Annotated in this window: 16 protein-coding genes; 6 read left to right on the forward strand and 10 right to left on the reverse strand. The window is 74.3% G+C overall.

The genetic code is table 11. The features are described 5' to 3' along the window. Positions 1 to 835, reverse strand: an 835-nt coding sequence (locus ADY59_RS40940) for a helix-turn-helix transcriptional regulator (RefSeq protein ID WP_049574708.1), incomplete at its 3' end; no start/stop codon positions are given. Positions 836 to 924: 89 nt separating this feature from the next. Between ADY59_RS40940 and ADY59_RS40945 the strand changes: the two genes are divergently transcribed. Beyond that, positions 925 to 1,275, forward strand: coding sequence for a VOC family protein (locus tag ADY59_RS40945; RefSeq protein WP_049574709.1), 351 nt, complete (start codon positions 925 to 927; stop codon positions 1,273 to 1,275). 43 nt (positions 1,276 to 1,318) lie between these two features. Here ADY59_RS40945 and ADY59_RS40950 read toward each other — a convergent pair whose 3' ends face one another. Beyond that, positions 1,319 to 2,392, reverse strand: a complete 1,074-nt coding sequence (locus ADY59_RS40950; RefSeq protein ID WP_231619136.1) for an epoxide hydrolase family protein — start codon at positions 2,390 to 2,392, stop codon at positions 1,319 to 1,321. 51 nt (positions 2,393 to 2,443) lie between these two features. Between ADY59_RS40950 and ADY59_RS40955 the strand changes: the two genes are divergently transcribed. Then, positions 2,444 to 3,385 carry a helix-turn-helix transcriptional regulator gene (locus ADY59_RS40955; protein WP_156326055.1) on the forward strand — a complete coding sequence of 314 codons (942 nt, stop codon included), beginning with the start codon at positions 2,444 to 2,446 and terminating at the stop codon, positions 3,383 to 3,385. Between the two features lie 4 nt (positions 3,386 to 3,389). Beyond that, positions 3,390 to 4,157, forward strand: coding sequence for an acyl-CoA thioesterase domain-containing protein (locus tag ADY59_RS40960; protein ID WP_049574717.1), 768 nt, complete (start codon positions 3,390 to 3,392; stop codon positions 4,155 to 4,157). Positions 4,158 to 4,175: 18 nt separating this feature from the next. On the opposite strand, the gene gndA is transcribed toward ADY59_RS40960, so the two are convergent. Together gndA and ADY59_RS40970 are read right to left on the reverse strand one after the other, a co-directional pair. Then, positions 4,176 to 5,603, reverse strand: coding sequence for an NADP-dependent phosphogluconate dehydrogenase (gndA, locus tag ADY59_RS40965; protein ID WP_049574719.1), 1,428 nt, complete (start codon positions 5,601 to 5,603; stop codon positions 4,176 to 4,178). A gap of 59 nt (positions 5,604 to 5,662) precedes the next feature. Then, on the reverse strand, positions 5,663 to 6,355 hold the full coding sequence (locus ADY59_RS40970; RefSeq protein WP_049574722.1) for an HAD family hydrolase: 693 nt from the start codon (positions 6,353 to 6,355) through the stop codon (positions 5,663 to 5,665). A gap of 23 nt (positions 6,356 to 6,378) precedes the next feature. Between ADY59_RS40970 and ADY59_RS40975 the strand changes: the two genes are divergently transcribed. The 3 genes from ADY59_RS40975 to ADY59_RS40985 all read left to right on the forward strand — a co-directional run bounded on the left by ADY59_RS40975 (position 6,379) and on the right by ADY59_RS40985 (position 10,630). Then, on the forward strand, positions 6,379 to 7,020 hold the full coding sequence (locus tag ADY59_RS40975; RefSeq protein ID WP_049574724.1) for an NAD(P)H-binding protein: 642 nt from the start codon (positions 6,379 to 6,381) through the stop codon (positions 7,018 to 7,020). A 4-nt stretch (positions 7,021 to 7,024) separates the two neighbouring features. After that, positions 7,025 to 8,059 carry an aldo/keto reductase gene (locus ADY59_RS40980; protein ID WP_082310784.1) on the forward strand — a complete coding sequence of 345 codons (1,035 nt, stop codon included), beginning with the start codon at positions 7,025 to 7,027 and terminating at the stop codon, positions 8,057 to 8,059. A gap of 78 nt (positions 8,060 to 8,137) precedes the next feature. Next, positions 8,138 to 10,630 carry an ATP-dependent Clp protease ATP-binding subunit gene (locus tag ADY59_RS40985; RefSeq protein WP_049574730.1) on the forward strand — a complete coding sequence of 831 codons (2,493 nt, stop codon included), beginning with the start codon at positions 8,138 to 8,140 and terminating at the stop codon, positions 10,628 to 10,630. Positions 10,631 to 10,685: 55 nt separating this feature from the next. Here ADY59_RS40985 and ptsP read toward each other — a convergent pair whose 3' ends face one another. From ptsP to mtlA, 6 genes are read right to left on the reverse strand one after another with little or no spacing between them, the layout of a single operon-like run. Further along, the gene (gene ptsP / locus ADY59_RS40990) at positions 10,686 to 12,329 is read right to left on the reverse strand and encodes a phosphoenolpyruvate--protein phosphotransferase (RefSeq protein ID WP_082310785.1); all 1,644 of its coding nucleotides are present in this window, start codon (positions 12,327 to 12,329) and stop codon (positions 10,686 to 10,688) included. After that, positions 12,322 to 12,606: an HPr family phosphocarrier protein gene (locus ADY59_RS40995; protein WP_049574731.1), complete on the reverse strand. Its 285-nt coding sequence runs from the start codon at positions 12,604 to 12,606 to the stop codon at positions 12,322 to 12,324. Before ADY59_RS40995 ends, ptsP begins: the two co-directional genes overlap by 8 nt. Positions 12,607 to 12,617: 11 nt before the next feature. Continuing rightward, complete coding sequence (locus ADY59_RS41000; RefSeq protein ID WP_049574734.1) at positions 12,618 to 13,622, reverse strand: zinc-dependent dehydrogenase; 1,005 nt, start codon at positions 13,620 to 13,622, stop codon at positions 12,618 to 12,620. Next, entirely contained in the window at positions 13,619 to 14,044 is a 426-nt protein-coding gene (locus tag ADY59_RS41005; protein ID WP_049574735.1) for a PTS sugar transporter subunit IIA, read from the reverse strand. The genes ADY59_RS41000 and ADY59_RS41005 overlap by 4 nt, the downstream gene beginning before the upstream one ends. After that, entirely contained in the window at positions 14,037 to 14,345 is a 309-nt protein-coding gene (locus ADY59_RS51970; RefSeq protein WP_049574738.1) for a PTS lactose transporter subunit IIB, read from the reverse strand. Before ADY59_RS51970 ends, ADY59_RS41005 begins: the two co-directional genes overlap by 8 nt. A gap of 3 nt (positions 14,346 to 14,348) precedes the next feature. Then, entirely contained in the window at positions 14,349 to 15,539 is a 1,191-nt protein-coding gene (gene mtlA / locus ADY59_RS41015; protein ID WP_049574739.1) for a PTS mannitol transporter subunit IICB, read from the reverse strand. Positions 15,540 to 15,680: the final 141 nt, after the last annotated feature.

A 15,680-nucleotide genomic window follows, 5' to 3' on the forward strand; every position in this document is an offset into this window, starting at 1 on the left:
GGGCGCCGGCGAACTGGCCGGCGTGGCGGCGGACGGTGCGGGTCAGGTGGGCCTGGTCGGCGAAGCCGAGGTCGGTGGCGAGCGTGGCGAGACTCGGCTCACCCTGCTCCAGGCGGTCGAGCGCCCGGCTCACCCGGACGCGGTTGCGGTAGTGGGTCAGGGAGACGCCCAGCTCGCGAGTGAACGCGCGGCTGAGCCGAAAGGGGGAGACGCCGAGGAGGGCGGCCAGCGAGAGCAGGTCACCGGCCGCCGGATGGCCGGCGGAGATCGCCTCCCTGGCGGTGTCGACGAGGGCCGCGGTGTCCTCCCCGCGCGTGGCGGCCCCGCCGGAGGGCGCGGAGGGCGCGAAGACGGCGGAAACCCCGGAGCCTCCGGAGGCCGCGGCGGTGCGGGAGGCGCCGGTCAGGGTGGCGGCGATCAGCGGCAGGAGCGCCTCGGCGAGGGCGAAGGCGGGGTCGCCGGCGCGGGCCGCCCGCAGGAGGCGGCGGTGCGCCACGTCGAGCCGCGCGTCCACGTACAGGGCGGGCCGGGGCGGGACAAGGCCGCCGGCGAGCGTGTGCCAGAGCGCGGGTGTCAGGTGGAGCGAGGTGCACACGTCGCCGCCCGCCGGGTGGGCGAAGCGCTCCTCGTCGCCGGGGCCCGTGACGTACGCCATCGTGGGGTCGAGCGTGGCGGAGCGGCCGCCGACGACGCGGCGGAAGCGGCCGCGCCGCACGAGCACCACCCGGTGGCCGGTGCTCACCTCCGGCGGGGACCACCGGCGGTGGTCGTCGCGGCACGTCACCGCGTCGAGGGCGAACCCCGGCCCGGCGCCGAGTCGTAGAGCCGAACGCATGCGCCGCACGCTACGGCACGGCTACGACAGTCCCGGGGGGCGCAAGGATGTTCAAGACCGGGACCGCCCGTCGAGGGCAGGCTGGCCGCATGACCATCACATCCATCTCATCGATCGTGTTCGACTGCGCGGACCCGGCCGCGCTGGCCGCCTTCTACGCCAAGGCCACCGGAGGGCGGGTGACGGGCGCCGACGAGGACTTCGCCGGCGTCGGCGGCGGCTCCGCAGACCTGTCCTTCCAGCGTGTCGACGGCTACCGGGGCCCGGGCTGGCCCGCGGTCAAGCACGCGCACGTCGACTTCCGGGTCGCCGACGTCGAGCAGGCCGTCAAGGAGCTCGTCGAACTCGGCGCCACGCGGCCCGCGCACCAGCCGGGCGGCGACGACTGGACGGTGCTCCTCGACCCGGAGGGCCACCCGTTCTGCGTGGCAGCCGGTTAGAGGCGCGTGAAGATCGCCGTCCAGAGGCGTGTGAAGATCGCCGTCAGAGGTTCGTGAAGAACGCGCGGACGTCGCCCGCCAGGAGCTCGGGGGCTTGCAGGGCGGCGTAGTGGCCGCCGGTCGCGAACTCCGACCAGTGCACCACGTGGTGCACCTGGGCGGCGTACCGGCGGACGGTGCTGTCGCCGGGGAAGACGGCCACGCCCGTGGGTGTCTTGCCGGGTTCGGCGGGCCGTTCCCAGTCGGCGGCGCTCTCCCGGTAGAGGCGGGCGGCCGAGCCGGCCGTGTTCGTGAGCCAGGTGATCGCCACGTCGGTCAGGACGTCGTCGGGCGCGACCCCGCCGGGGTCCTGACCCCAGGAGGCGAACGTGTCCAGGTGCCAGCCGAGCAGCCCGGCGGGCGAGTCGGCCAGCCCGTAGGCCAGCGCCTGCGGCCGGGTGCCCTGGATCGTCGCGTAGCCGGAGTACTCGGCCTGCCAGCGGTCCACGCCCCGGGCGCGCGCCACCTCGGCCTCCGTCAGCCCGGCCATGTCGTCGGTGACGAAGGTGGTGAGCGCGTTCACGTGTACGCCGGCGACGTGGCCGGGGGCCAGGCGGCCCATCGCGGGGGCGACCAGCGACCCGAAGTCGCCGCCCTGCACGCCGTACCGGGTGTAGCCGAGCCGGTCCATCAGCTCCGCGAAGGCGGCGGCGACGCGCCGCACGCCCCAGCCCGGGGAGGTGGTCGGCCCCGAGAAGGCGAAACCCGGGACGGACGGGATGACCAGGTGGAAGTCACCCAGCAGCCGGGCGATCCTGGAGAAGTCGGCGAACGTGCTCGGCCACCCGTGCACGAGCATCAGCGGCAGCGCGTCGGGGGCCGCCGAGCGGACGTGCGCGAAGTGCACCCGCTGCCCGTCGATCACGGTCGTGTACTGGGGCAGCTCGTTCAGCCTGGCCTCGTGCTCCCGCCAGGAGTAGCCGCGCAGCCACCGCCCGGCCAGCTCGCGCACCGCCTCCGGCGGCACGCCGTACGACCAGCCGACCCCGTCCAGCGCGTCGGGCCAGCGGGTACGGCGCAGCCGTTCGCGCAGGTCGTCGAGCAGATCCTGGGGGATGGCGATGCGGAATTCGTCCATGGCCCCGACCGTAGGAGGCATCGCGGCCGGGTACGGGCCACAATGACGGGCGTGTTGGACACTTCCGCCAGGCTGCTGCGCCTGCTCTCGCTGCTCCAGCTGAAGCCCGACTGGGCCAGCGCCGACCTGGCCGACCGGCTCGGCGTGGCGGTGCGGACCGTGCGCCGCGACGTCGGCCGGCTGCGCAGCCTCGGCTACCCGGTGCACTCCACGCCCGGCGTGTCGGGCGGCTACCGGCTCGGCGCGGGCGCCCGGCTGCCGCCGCTGCTGCTCGACGACGACGAGGCGGTGGCCGTGGCCGTCGGCCCGACCCCGGCGGCGGGCGGCAGCGTGACCGGCATCGAGGAGAGCTCGTTGCGCGCCCTGGCCAAGCTCGAACAGGTGCTGCCGGCGCGGCTGCGGCACCGCGTCGGCGCGCTGCAGGCGCACACCGTGCCGATCGCGACGTCCGGCCCCACCGTGGACGCGGACGTGCTGTCGCGCCTGGCCGCCGCGTGCCGCGACCGTGAGCAGCTCCGCTTCGGCTACACCGGCCACGACGGCCGGGTCTCCGAGCGCCGGGCCGAGCCGCACAGCCTGGTCTCCTGGGGCAGGCGCTGGTACCTCGTCGGCTGGGACACCGAGCGGGACGACTGGCGCACCTACCGCGCCGACCGCGTCGAGCCGCGCACCCCCAACGGCCCCCGGTTCGCGCCCCGCGAGCCGCCCGGCGGCGACGTGGCCGCCTTCGTGGAGCGCCGCCTCGGCCACCAGATGTGGCCCATCGAGGCCCGTGTCCTGCTGCGCGCGCCCGCCGAGCGGCTGGCCGGCCGCATCAGCGGGGTCGTCGAGCCGGTCGACGACGAGAGCTGCCTGCTCACGCTGCGCGGCGACGACCTGCACCTCATGGCCGTCATGGTGGCCTTCCTCGACGTGGACTTCGAGGTGCTCGAACCGGACGGGCTGCGGGATCATCTCCGTAGCCTGGGCGAACGGCTCTCCACTAGAATCTGATTCTGTGACGTCTGCCTTCTTCAGCACGGCCGGGGGCGAGCTCCTGCCCGCCCCCCACGCCCGCAGCCCCTGGGCCCTGGACATGCTCCACGGCCGCCTGCTCGGCGGGCTCGCCGCCCGCGCCCTCGAGGACCGGTACGGCGATCCGGAGATGCAGTTCGCCAGGCTCACCGTCGACCTGTTCCGCAACAGCCCGATGCTGCCCGTCACCGTCGAGACGGCCCTGGTCAGGGACGGCCGCCGGATCCGCGTGGCCGACGCCGTCATCCGCACCGAACAGGGCGTGATCGGCCGGGCGAGCGGCGTACTCCTGAGGAAGGGCGAGCAGCCGGGCGGCGAGCGGCCGGTGACGCCCGCGTGGGACGAGACGCCGCCGGACGGCCCGCCCGCGCGAGGCGAGGGCTGGACGCCGCCGTTCGACCTGTGGCGGCTGTCGGAGTGGGGCGACCCGGGCCGCCGGCGCGTCTGGACGCGGGAGAACCGGCCGCTCGTCGACGACGAGGAGGTCAGCCCGTTCGTCCGGGCGGCGCTGGCCGCCGACTTCGCCAGCCCGCTCAGCGGCATGACGGGGGACGGGCTGCCGTTCATCAACGCCGACTACACGCTCACGCTGGCCCGCCAGCCGCGCGGCGAGGTGATCGGCCTGGACGCCACCGGCCACCTCAGCGCCGACGGCGTGGCCAACGGGCAGTGCACCGTGCACGACGCGGCCGGGCCCATCGGCTACTGCGTGGTGACGGCCCTGGCCAACCGGATCCCGGCGGCGAGGTGACCCCCGCCGCCGGGCGGGTCAGGACGCGGGACGCTCGGCGCGGTCGCCCGACCAGTCGGTGTGGAAGGCGCCGTCCTTGTCCACCCGCAGGTAGGTGTGCGCGCCGAAGTAGTCGCGCAGCCCCTGCACCAGCGCGGCGGGCAGCCGGTCGCGCCGCAGCCCGTCGTAGTAGGCCAGCGCGGAGGAGAAGCCGGGCGTCGGCACCCCGATCCGCACCGCCGTGGTCACCACCCGGCGCCACGACTCCTGCGCGGCGTTGAGCGCGCCCGCGAACGACGGGTCGGCCAGCAGCGTCGGCAGCGCCCGGTCGGCGTCGTAGGCGGCGCGGATCTTGTCCAGGAACTTGGCCCTGATGATGCAGCCGCCCCGCCAGATCGTCGCCATCGCGCCCAGGTCCAGGTCCCAGCCGTACTCCTTGGACGCCGCCGCCATCTGGTCGAACCCCTGCGCGTAGGCGACGATCTTGGACGCGTACAGCGCCTGCCGCACGTCCTCGACCAGCTCCTTGCCGCCGACCCCGGTCAGCTCGGGGCCCTGCAGCGGCCGGGCCGCCTCCCGCTGCTCGGGGTGGCCCGACAGCGCCCGGGCGAACACCGCCTCGGCGATCCCCGTCACCGGCACGCCCAGTTCCAGCGCGCTCTGCACGGTCCACCGGCCGGTGCCCTTCTGCTCGGCCCGGTCCACCACCACGTCCACGAACGGCTTGCCCGTCTCGGCGTCGACCTGGTCGAGCACCTCGGCGGTGATCTCGATCAGGTACGAGTCCAGGTCCCCCTGGTTCCACTCCCGGAACACCCCGGCGAGCTCGGCGGGCGTCGCGCCGAGCGCCTGGCGCAGCAGGTCGTAGGACTCGGCGATGAGCTGCATGTCCGAGTACTCGATGCCGTTGTGCACCATCTTGACGAAGTGCCCGGCGCCGTCGGGGCCCACGTGCACCGCGCACGGCACGCCGTCGACCTTGGCCGAGATGTCCTGGAGGATCGGCCCGAGCGCCTCCCACGACTCCTTCGAGCCGCCCGGCATGATGCTCGGGCCGTTCAGCGCGCCCTCCTCGCCGCCGGAGATGCCGGTGCCGACGAAGTGGATGCCCCGCTCCCGCAGCGCCGCCTCACGCCGCCGGGTGTCCTCGAAGTGCGCGTTGCCGCCGTCGACGATCATGTCGCCCGGCTCCATCAGATCGGCGAGCTGGTCGATCACCGCGTCGGTGCCGCGCCCCGCCTTCACCATGATGATCGCCCGCCGCGGGCGCTTGAGCGAGGCGACGAAGTCCGCCAGCTCCTCCGACGGCAGGAACGTGCCCTCGCCGCCGAACTCCCGCACCAGCTGCTGCGTACGCGAGCCGGAGCGGTTGTGCACGGCCACCGCGTAGCCGTGCCTGGCCAGGTTGCGCGCCAGGTTGCGGCCCATGGTCGCCAGGCCGGTGACGCCGATGTCTGCCAAGTCCATAGTCAGCTCCTCTGTGAGGGATACGCATGATCCAGCCCGGTGGTTCGGGCGGTTATTCCTCAGTCGCTCTGCCGCACGCCCAGCTCGTCGAGGCGGTCCAGCATGTCGGCCGGGTCGGCGTAGACGCGGAACGCCCCCGCCCGCTCCAGCTCGTCGCGGCCGTAGCCGCCGGACAGCAGCCCGATGCCGAGCGAGCCGGCCCGCCGCGCCGCCAGCAGGTCCCAGATGCTGTCGCCCACCACCATGGCGTGCGCCGGGTCCACCCCGAGGAGTGCCGCGCCGGCCAGAAACAGGTCCGGGTCCGGCTTGGCCCGGCGCACCAGGTCGCGCGTCACCATCGGCGCGTCGTCCGGCAGCCCGAGCAGGCCCAGCGCCAGCCGGGCGGTGCGCGCGTAGCCGCTGGTCGCGATCGCCCACGGCACGCCGCGCGAGGACAGCTCCGCCAGCAGCTCCACCGAGCCCGGCAGCGGCCGGACGGACGCGGCCTGCTGCTCGTACGCCTCGGCGTGGGTGGTCTGCAGCTCGTCGATCTGCGCCTGGGTGAGCTTCAGTCCCGTCTCGCGCAGCAGGGCGCTGACGAACAGGCCGCCGCTCATCCCGATGCGCCGGTGGATCCGCCACACCGACAGGTCGATGCCCATCCCCGACAGGGCCTGCCGCCAGGCGATCACGTGCTGGTAGACGCTGTCGATCAGGGTGCCGTCCAGGTCGAACAGAAACGCCGGAGCGGGCGCGTGCGGGAAGTCCTTCATGGCTCCATGACACCATGACGCCCATGAGGATCATCATCGCGGGCGGGCACGGTCAGATCGCGTTGCGGCTGGAGAGGCTGCTCGGGGCGGCGGCGGTCGGCCTGGTGCGCAACCCGGCGCACCTCGCCGACGTCGAGGGCACCGGGGCCGCGGCCGTGCTGTGCGACCTGGAGACGGCGGGCGTGGAGGAGGTCGCCGGGATCGTCCGGGGCGCGGACGCGGTGGTGTTCGCCGCCGGGGCGGGCCCGGGCAGCGGCGCGGCGCGCAAGGACACCGTCGACCGGGCCGCCTCCGTGCTGCTGGCCGACGCCGCCGAGCGGGCCGGGGTGCGCACGTTCGTGCAGATCTCGTCGATGGGCGCGGGCCAGCCGCCCCGGCCGGGCTCCGACGCGGTGTGGGCCGCCTACATCGAGGCCAAGACCGCCGCCGAGGACGACCTGCGCCGCCGCGACCTCGACTGGACCATCCTGCGGCCCGGCCGGCTGACCGACGAGCCCGGCACCGGGCTGGTCCGGCTCGCCCCCGAGGTGCCGCCCGGGCCGGTGCCGCGCGACGACGTGGCCGCCGTGGTCGCCGCCCTGCTCCAGGCCGCAGGCACCGGTCGGCGCACGCTCGAACTGGTCTCCGGAGACACGCCCATCGTCGATCTCGTTGCCACAGAGTGAGGGGGTGACGGAATATCGCGTACTCGGACGTACCGGTCTCAGAGTCAGCCCCCTCTGCCTCGGCGCGATGATGTTCGGCTGGTGGGGGGAGCAGTCGCCCGCCGAGTCGGCCCGGATCATCGACCGGGCGCTCGACGCGGGCGTCAACTTCATCGACACCGCCGACGTCTACTCCCAGGGGCAGTCGGAGGAGTTCGTCGGCGAGGCGCTCGCCCGATCCGGCAGGCGTGACCAGGTGGTGCTCGCCACCAAGTGCAACGGCGCCATGGGCGAGGGGCCCAACCAGCGGGGCAACTCCCGGCGCTGGATCTTCCAGGCCGTCGAGAACAGCCTGCGCCGCCTCGGCACCGACTGGATCGACCTCTACCAGATCCACCGCCCCGACCCGGGCACGGGCATCGAGGAGACGCTGGGCGCGCTCACCGACCTGGTGCGCCAGGGCAAGGTCCGCTACCTCGGCAGCTCCACCTTCCCCGCGCACCGGATCGTCGAGGCGCAGTGGGCCGCCGAGCGGCGCGGGCTGGAGCGGTTCGTCTGCGAGCAGCCGCCGTACTCGCTGCTTGCCAGGGGCGTCGAGGCCGACGTGCTGCCGGTGGCGAGCTCGTACGGGATGGGCGCGATCGTGTGGAGCCCGCTGGCGGGCGGCTGGCTCACCGGCCGTTACCGCAAGGGGCGGGAGCTGCCCGAGAGCCGCCGCGCCGGGCTGCTGCCCGAGCGCTACGACATGGAGCTGGAGGCGAACCAGCGCAAGCTGGAGGCCGTCGAGCGGCTCGCCGTGCTGGCGGAGGAGAGCGGGCACACGCTCGTCGAGCTGGCCGTCGCGTTCACGCTCCGGCACCCGGCGGTCACCTCGGCGATCATCGGGCCGCGCACCATGGAGCACCTGGAGAGCCAGCTGACCGCCGTGGACGTGCGGCTCGGTGACGACGTGCTGGACCGGATCGACGCGATCGTGACGCCCGGCGTGACGATCAACCAGGGCGACGCCGGCTGGCGACCGCCCGAGCTGGACGACGCGAGCCTGCGCAGGCGCCCGTAGGCATTTTGCCGATCGCTGGCTATGCCTTGCGACGTGCCCGGCAACAGGTCCCTGAGGTGCGGGAGAAGGGGGCATGAAATGTCGGATATGTCGTTCTTTGGGCGGGATCCTTTCCGGGGTTTCGAGGAGCTGACCGGCCGGGTGTTCGGCGGGATGGACGCCTGGCCCCCGTCCCGTCCCAGCGTGCAGCGGGTCGACGTGGGCAAGCTGCTCAGCGCCCCCGCCCGGGAGGCGCTGGCCGACGCCGTGGAGATCGCCGGTCGGCGCGGCGCCGCCGACCTGGACGCGCTCGACCTCCTCGGCGCGCTCGCCCGCGCCGAGCCCACTCGCGAGCTGCTGCGTGCGGCGGGCGTGGACGCCGGCCGGCTCGGTGACCGCATCGGCGCGCTGGCCGGGCGGGGAACGGCCGGCGAGCCGCCGGACACGCTCTCGCCGTCGGCCAAGCGCGCCGTCCTGGACGCCCAGCGCGTCGCCCGCGCCCTGCGCTCCTCCTACATCGGCCCCGAGCACCTGCTGCTGGCGCTGGCCGCCAACCCCGACTCCAGCGCCTCCGAGCTGCTGCGCGAGCAGGGCGTGTCCGCCAACGAGCTGCAGCGCGCCCTGCTGTCGTCCGGCGCCGGGCAGCCGGAAAGGGAGCGCCGCGACAGCGGCACGCCGTCACTCGACGAGTACGGCCGTGACCTGACCGAGGAGGCCAGGCAGGGCCGCGTCGACCCGGTCGTCGGCCGCGAGGACGAGATCGAGCAGTCCATCGAGGTCCTGTCGCGCCGCACCAAGAACAACCCCGTCCTCATCGGCGAGCCCGGCGTCGGCAAGACCGCCATCGTCGAGGGCATCGCCCAGCGCATCGTCAACGGCAGCGTCCCCGACACGCTCAAGGACCGGCGCGTCATCGCCCTGGACCTGACCGGCATGGTGGCCGGGTCGAAGTACCGCGGCGAGTTCGAGGAGCGGGTCAAGAAGGTCGTCGACGAGGTGCGCGCGCACGCCGACGAGGTCATCGTGTTCATCGACGAGGTGCACACGCTGGTCGGCGCGGGCTCCGCCGAGGGCGGCATGGACGCCGCCAACATCCTCAAGCCCGCCCTGGCCCGCGGCGAGCTGCACGTCGTCGCCGCCACCACGATCGACGAATACCGCAAGAACATCGAGAAGGACGCCGCGCTGGAGCGCCGCTTCCAGCCGATCCTGGTCCCCGAGCCGACCGTGGAGCAGACGGTCGCGATCCTCGCCGGGCTGCGCGACGCGTACGAGGCCCACCACCAGGTGCGCATCACCGACGAGGCGCTCGACGCCGCCGCCACCCTGTCGGCCCGCTACATCGCCGACCGGTTCCTGCCCGACAAGGCCATCGACCTGATGGACCAGGCCTCCGCCCGGGTCCGGCTGCGCTCGCGCACCCCCGGCAGCGACGTGCGCGAGCTGGAGGAACGCCTCGCCGCGCTGCGCCGTGACAAGGACCAGGCGGTGTCCTCCGACGACTTCGACCGGGCCAAGGAGATCACCGGCCAGATCGACAAGCTCCGCCCCGAGCTGGACCGGGCCAGGCAGGGCCGCGACGCCGCCCCGCAGGTCATGGTCGAGGACATCGCCGAGGTCGTCTCCCGCCGCACCGGCATCCCGGTCACCCAGCTGACCACCCAGGAGCGCGAGCGGCTGATGCGGCTGGAGGAGCACCTGCACGAGCGGGTCATCGGCCAGGACGAGGCCGTCGTCGCCGTCGCCGAGGCGGAGCGCCGGGCCCGCGCCGGTCTGTCGGACCCGAACCGGCCCATCGGAAGCTTCCTGTTCCTCGGCCCGACGGGCGTCGGCAAGACCGAACTGGCCCGCGCCCTGGCGGCGGCGCTGTTCGGCGGCGAGGACCACATGGTGCGCATCGACATGAGCGAGTTCCAGGAGCGGCACACCGTGTCGCGGCTCATCGGCGCCCCGCCCGGCTACGTCGGCTACGAGGAGGCCGGGCAGCTCACCGAGGCCGTCCGCCGCCGCCCGCACGGCGTCATCCTGCTCGACGAGATCGAGAAGGCGCACCCCGACGTGATGAACATCCTCCTGCAGATGCTCGACGACGGCCGCCTCACCGACGGCCAGGGCCGCACCGTCGACTTCACCAACGCCATCGTCATCATGACCAGCAACCTCGGCGCCCAGATGATCCTCGACGCCGAGGGCGACACGCCCGAGCTGGACGACCGGCTCATGGACCTGCTGCGGCACTCGCTACGGCCCGAGCTGCTCAACCGCATCGACGAGACCATCGTCTTCCGCCGCCTGGAGAAGAGCCAGCTCCGCCAGATCGTCGACCTGCTGCTGGAGCGGACCCGGCAGCGGCTGCGCGGCCAGGGCGTCACGCTGGAGGTGAGCGACGCGGCCAAGGACTGGCTGGCCGACCGCGGCCACCAGCCCGAGTTCGGCGCCCGGCCGCTGCGCCGCACCGTGCAGCGGGAGCTGGACAACCGCCTGTCCACGATGCTGCTCACCGGCGAGGCCGCCGAGGGCGGCACCGTCGAGGTCGACGCCGAGGGCGGCGAGCTCACCCTGCGAGCCCGCAACCCCGAACCCGTGGCCTGACCGCCCGCGCCCCTGACCGCCCGCCCCGCCGGAGCGTCCGGCCCGCCGTACGGTGTCAGGACAGGGCGGTGGCGGCGAGGGACCGGCACTCGCCCAGCGTGTGCCGGGCCAGGGCGTCGCGGACGACGGGGACGCACACCGGCGCCATGGACAGGCTCGTCACGCCGAGCCCGGCCAGGACCGGGGCGAGCGCCGGGTCGCCGGCGGCCTCGCCGCAGACGCCGACCGGCTTGCCCGCCGCCAGGCCCGCCTCCGCGCACGCCGCCACCAGCCGCAGCAGCGCCGGCTGCGCCGGGTCGAGGAGGTCGGTGAGCGCGGGATGCTGGCGGTCGGCGGCGAAGGTGTACTGGCTGAGGTCGTTGGTGCCGACGCTGAGGAAGTCCACCTCCGCGAGGATCCGGTCGGCCAGCAGCGCCGCGGCCGGCACCTCCACCATCACGCCCACCCGGGCGACGCCCCTGGCGCGGGCCCGCGCGGCGAAAGCGGCGGCCTCGTCGCGGGTGGCGACCATCGGCGCCATCACCCACGCCTCCGCGCCCGTCCGCCGGGCCGCCTCGGCGATCGCGTCGAGCTGCGTGTCGAGGACGTCCGGCAGCACCCGGTCGACGCGCAGCCCGCGGATCCCCAGCGCCGGATTGTGCTCCGGCGGCAGGCCGAGGAACGGCAGCGGCTTGTCGGTGCCCGCGTCCAGGGTGCGCACCACGACGTGCGGCACCCGCGCGAACACCGCCGCGTAGGCGGCCACCTGCTCGTCGAACGACGGCGCCAGCCCCCGGTCCAGGAACAGGAACTCGGTGCGGAACAGCCCCACCCCCTCCCCGCCCGGCCGCAGGTCGGCGGCCGACCCGATGTTGAGCAGCAGCTTGACCGGGTGGCCGTCGGCGGTCCTGCCGGGGCCGCTGCTCGCGGCCAGCCGCTCCCGCTCCCGCCGGTCCCGCTCACGCGCGCGCACGGCCTCCTCGTGGCTGATGCCGGCCGTGACCTCGCCGGTGGCGCCGTCCACGGAGACGTACGTGCCGTCCGCGAGATCCATGACGCCCGGGCAGGCCACCACGGCGGGCAGCCCGCGCCCCCGCGCCAGGATGGCGGTGTGGCTGGTCGGGCCGCCCTTCTCCGTCACCAGCGCCAGCACGTCCGGGCCGAGCCCGGCGGTGTCGGCGGGGGAGAGGTCCTCGGCGGCGAGCACGTACGGATGGCCGGGGGAGGGCAGGCCCGGCATCGGCACGCCCAGCGCGAAGGCGACGGCCCGGTGCCGGAGGTCGTCCAGGTCGGCCGCCCGCTCGGCCAGGTAGCCGCCGAGCGCCGCGATGGCCTCCCGGTGGCGGGTGAAGGCCGCGTCGAGCGCGTGCGCCGCGCCGAGCCCGTCGCGCACGCCCTGCTCGGCCTCCTCGCGCAGCATCGGATCGCCCGCCATCATGGCCAGCGCGTCGAGGATCTCCGCCGCGTCGCCCGTCGCGGCGGCGGCGCGGTCGCGCAGACCGGCCGCCACCGCCTCCAGCGCCTCGGCGGCCAGGGCCGTCTCGGCGGCGGCGTCGCGGACCGGGCGGGGCGCGGGGAGCACCGGGGGCGCGGCCATCCGCATCACCGGGCCCGCCGCCAGCCCTCGGCTGACGCCCCTGCCGGTCAGCCGCACGGCCGTCCCGCCGCCGCGCGCTCCCGGGGCCCCGGAGGGCCCGGGCACGGGCGGGAGGTCAGGCATCGAGGGCTTCTTCCGCGTCCAGGTCGCGCGACAGCAGCGCGGCCAGGGCGTCGAGGGCGTCGTCGGCGCCGGGCGCGTCGGACTCCAGCGTCACCTCGGTGCCGTGCACGGCGCCCAGCGACAGCACGCCGAGCATGCTGGACGCCGGGACCGCCTTCCCGTCGCCCGCCCGGATCCGCACCGGCACCCCCAGCCGCGCCGCCTCCCGCACGAACAGCTTGGCGGGCCGGGCGTGCAGCCCGCTCGCCGACGCGATGGTCACCGTCCGCGATGCCATGGCAAACCTCCTCAGGGTTCGATCGTGACCTTGATGGCCGCGCCCCGGCTGACGAGCTCGATGCCGTCGAGCACCCGGGACAGCGGCAGCCGGTGCGTGATCAGGTCGCCGACCGGCACGGCGCCCTCCGCGATGAGCCGCAGCGCCTCGGCGTTGTGCGCGGGGCTGGAGCCGTTCGCGCCGACGATCGTCAGCTCCCGGTAGTGCACCAGGTTGGAGTCCAGCCGGATGACCGGGTCGTCCTTGGGCAGCCCGCCGAAGAAGCTGACGCGGCCCTGCCTGGCGGTCATGCGCACCGCCTGCTCCTGGGCCACGCCCGCCGCCGCGGCGGTGATCACCACGTCGGCGCCCCGGCCCCCGGTCAGCTTGAGCACCTGCTCCACCACGTCGCCGTCGATCGCCGCGTCGGGCCGTACGAGATCCGCGGCGACGGCGAGCCGGTCGGCGTTGACGTCCACGAGGAAGACACGGCCCGCCCCGCGCGCCCGGGCCAGCCGCACGTGCAGGCAGCCGATCGGACCCGCGCCCATGACCACCACGTCGTCACCCGTACCCACGCGGGCCAGTGCCTGCCCGTTGAGCACGCAGGCGAGCGGCTCGGCCAGCGACGCCTCGGCGAACCCGACGCCCTCCGGGATCGCGTTGACCCCGTTGACGGCCAGCACCTTGGCGGGCACGACGAGGTATTCGGCGAAGCCGCCGTCGTAATGGTAGCCCATCGACTCCTGCCGCGGGCAGACGGTCAGCCGGCCCCGGCGGCACTCCGCGCAGGTGCCGCACGGGATCGCGGCGATCACCTGCACCCGCTCGCCGGTGCCGGCCACCTCGCCGGCGATCTCGTGGCCCATCACCCGGGGCGGCCTGATGTGGTGGTGGCCGAACTTGAAGATCTTCGCGTCGGTGCCGCACGTCGAGCAGTTGCGCACCCGGATCTTCAGCTCGCCGGGGCCCGCGACCGGCTCCGGCGCGTCCTCCACCCGGATGTCGCCCGGCGCGTGGAATCTGGCGACCTTCACGTCAGCTCCTTGATCACTTGGTTCACCTCGGTGGCCTCGCGCAGCGCCCTGGCCCTGTCGGGGTCGAGCAGCACGTCCGCGAGCGCCGCCAGCAGCGGCACGTGCCCGTCGCCGGCCGCCGCGATGCCGACGCACACGGTCACGCGCTCGCCGTCCCAGTCGACGCCGCCGGGGAAGCGCACCACGCAGATCGCGTCCCGCAGCACGACCTCCTTGGCGGCCGCGGTGCCGTGCGGGATGGCGAAGCCCTCGCCGGCGTAGGTGGAGATCGACCGCTCGCGTTCGAGCATCGCCTCGATGTACGGCTCCGCCACCGCGCCGACGTCGACCAGGGCGCGCCCGCACCGGCGGATCGCCTCCTCGCGGCCGGACGCGCTCTCGTGCAGCAGCACGGCGCGCGGGTCGAGCAGGCCGTCACGCATCGACGGTGCCGCCGTTCCTGATGGTGGCGACCAGCTCGGTCACCGCCGGGTCGCCGAGGAAGATCTGGAACGGCACCAGTACCTTGCCCGGTGCGGCCGCCCTGGCCCTGGCGGCCAGCCCGGCGTGGCAGAGCACCACGTCGGCGTCCGCCGGGATGTCGTTCACCGGCGTGTGCGCGACAGTGACGCCGGTGTCCCTGAGCTGCTTCTTGAGCTGGGAGGCGAGCATCACGCTGCTGCCCATGCCCGCGTCGCAGGCGACGATGATCTTGCGGATGTCCTTGCTGTCGATGCTGGGCATGACTCACGCCTCCTTGGTGGCGGTCCGGTGCCGGGGGGTCTCCTCACGCGCGGCGGTGTCGCCGGGCTCGTCGTCCGAGGGGGGCGCGGCGCTCCCGGCCGGCGGCCGCTCCTCCGCCGGAGGCCGCTCCCCGGCGGGGGGTTCCTTCTCGCCCCGGCCGAAGCCCAGCAGCATGGCGGCGACGGCGAACGTCACCGCGGTGGCGATCACGATCCCGAGGATCATGCCCAGCCAGCCGCCCTTCGGCGTCACCGCCGCGTAGGCGAAGATGCTGCCCGGCGACGGCGTCGCCACCAGCCCCGAGCCCGTGACCATGAACGTGAACACCCCGGCCGCGCCGCCGGCGATGACGGCGAGAATGAGGCGGGGCTTCATGAGCACGTACGGGAAGTAGATCTCGTGGATGCCGCCGAAGAAGTGGATGATCATCGCGGCGGGGGTGCTCGGGCGCAGCTGGCGCGGGCCGAACAGCAGGTAGGCCAGAAGCAGCCCGAGGCCAGGGCCGGGGTTCGACTCCAGCATGAACAGGATCGACTTGCCCGTCTCCGCCGCCTCCGCGACGCCGAGGGGGCCGAGCACGCCGTGGTTGATGGCGTTGTTCAGGAACAGCACCTTGGCGGGCTCGATCAGCACGGACGCGACGGGCAGCAGGCCGTTGCCGATCAGCCAGTCGACGGCGTTGCCCGCGCCGGTGGTGATCACCTGCACGACCGGGCCGATGCCCCACACGCCCGCGACGGCCATCGCGCCACCGACGATGCCGGCGCTGAAGTTGTCCACGAGCATCTCGAACCCGGAGCGGGTCCGCGCCTCAGTGAACTTGTCCACATATTTCAGGATCAAGGCGGTGAGCGGGCCGACGATCATGGCGCCGAGGAACATCGGGATGTCCGCCCCCACCACGACGCCCATCGCGGCGACGGCGCCCACCACCGCCCCCCGCTGCCCGTGCACCATCCGGCCGCCGGTGTAGGCGATGAGGACGGGCAGCAGGACCTTGATGATCGGGTCGACCATCGCCGCGAACGACTCGTTGGGCAGCCAGCCGGTCGGGATGAACAGGGCGGTGATCAGTCCCCAGGCGATGAACGCGCCGATGTTCGGCATGATCATGCCGGCCAGATGACCGCCGATCCGCTGGATCGTGGCCTTGACGCCGGTCCCGTGGACCGGAGGGGTGTAGGTGTCGGCCATTGGACATGCTCCTTCGGGGGGATGAGCAGACTCCTGGGGGCGAGCCGGTCAGCGATCCGGCGGCGGCCGCGTCACCCCGTCGGCGGGCGGGAGCGGAGCCGGTGCGGCCGCCGCCGGATCGCTGACCGGCTCGCCCCCAGG

This window comes from Nonomuraea sp. SBT364, from assembly GCF_001083785.1.
Classification (GTDB): domain Bacteria; phylum Actinomycetota; class Actinomycetes; order Streptosporangiales; family Streptosporangiaceae; genus Nonomuraea.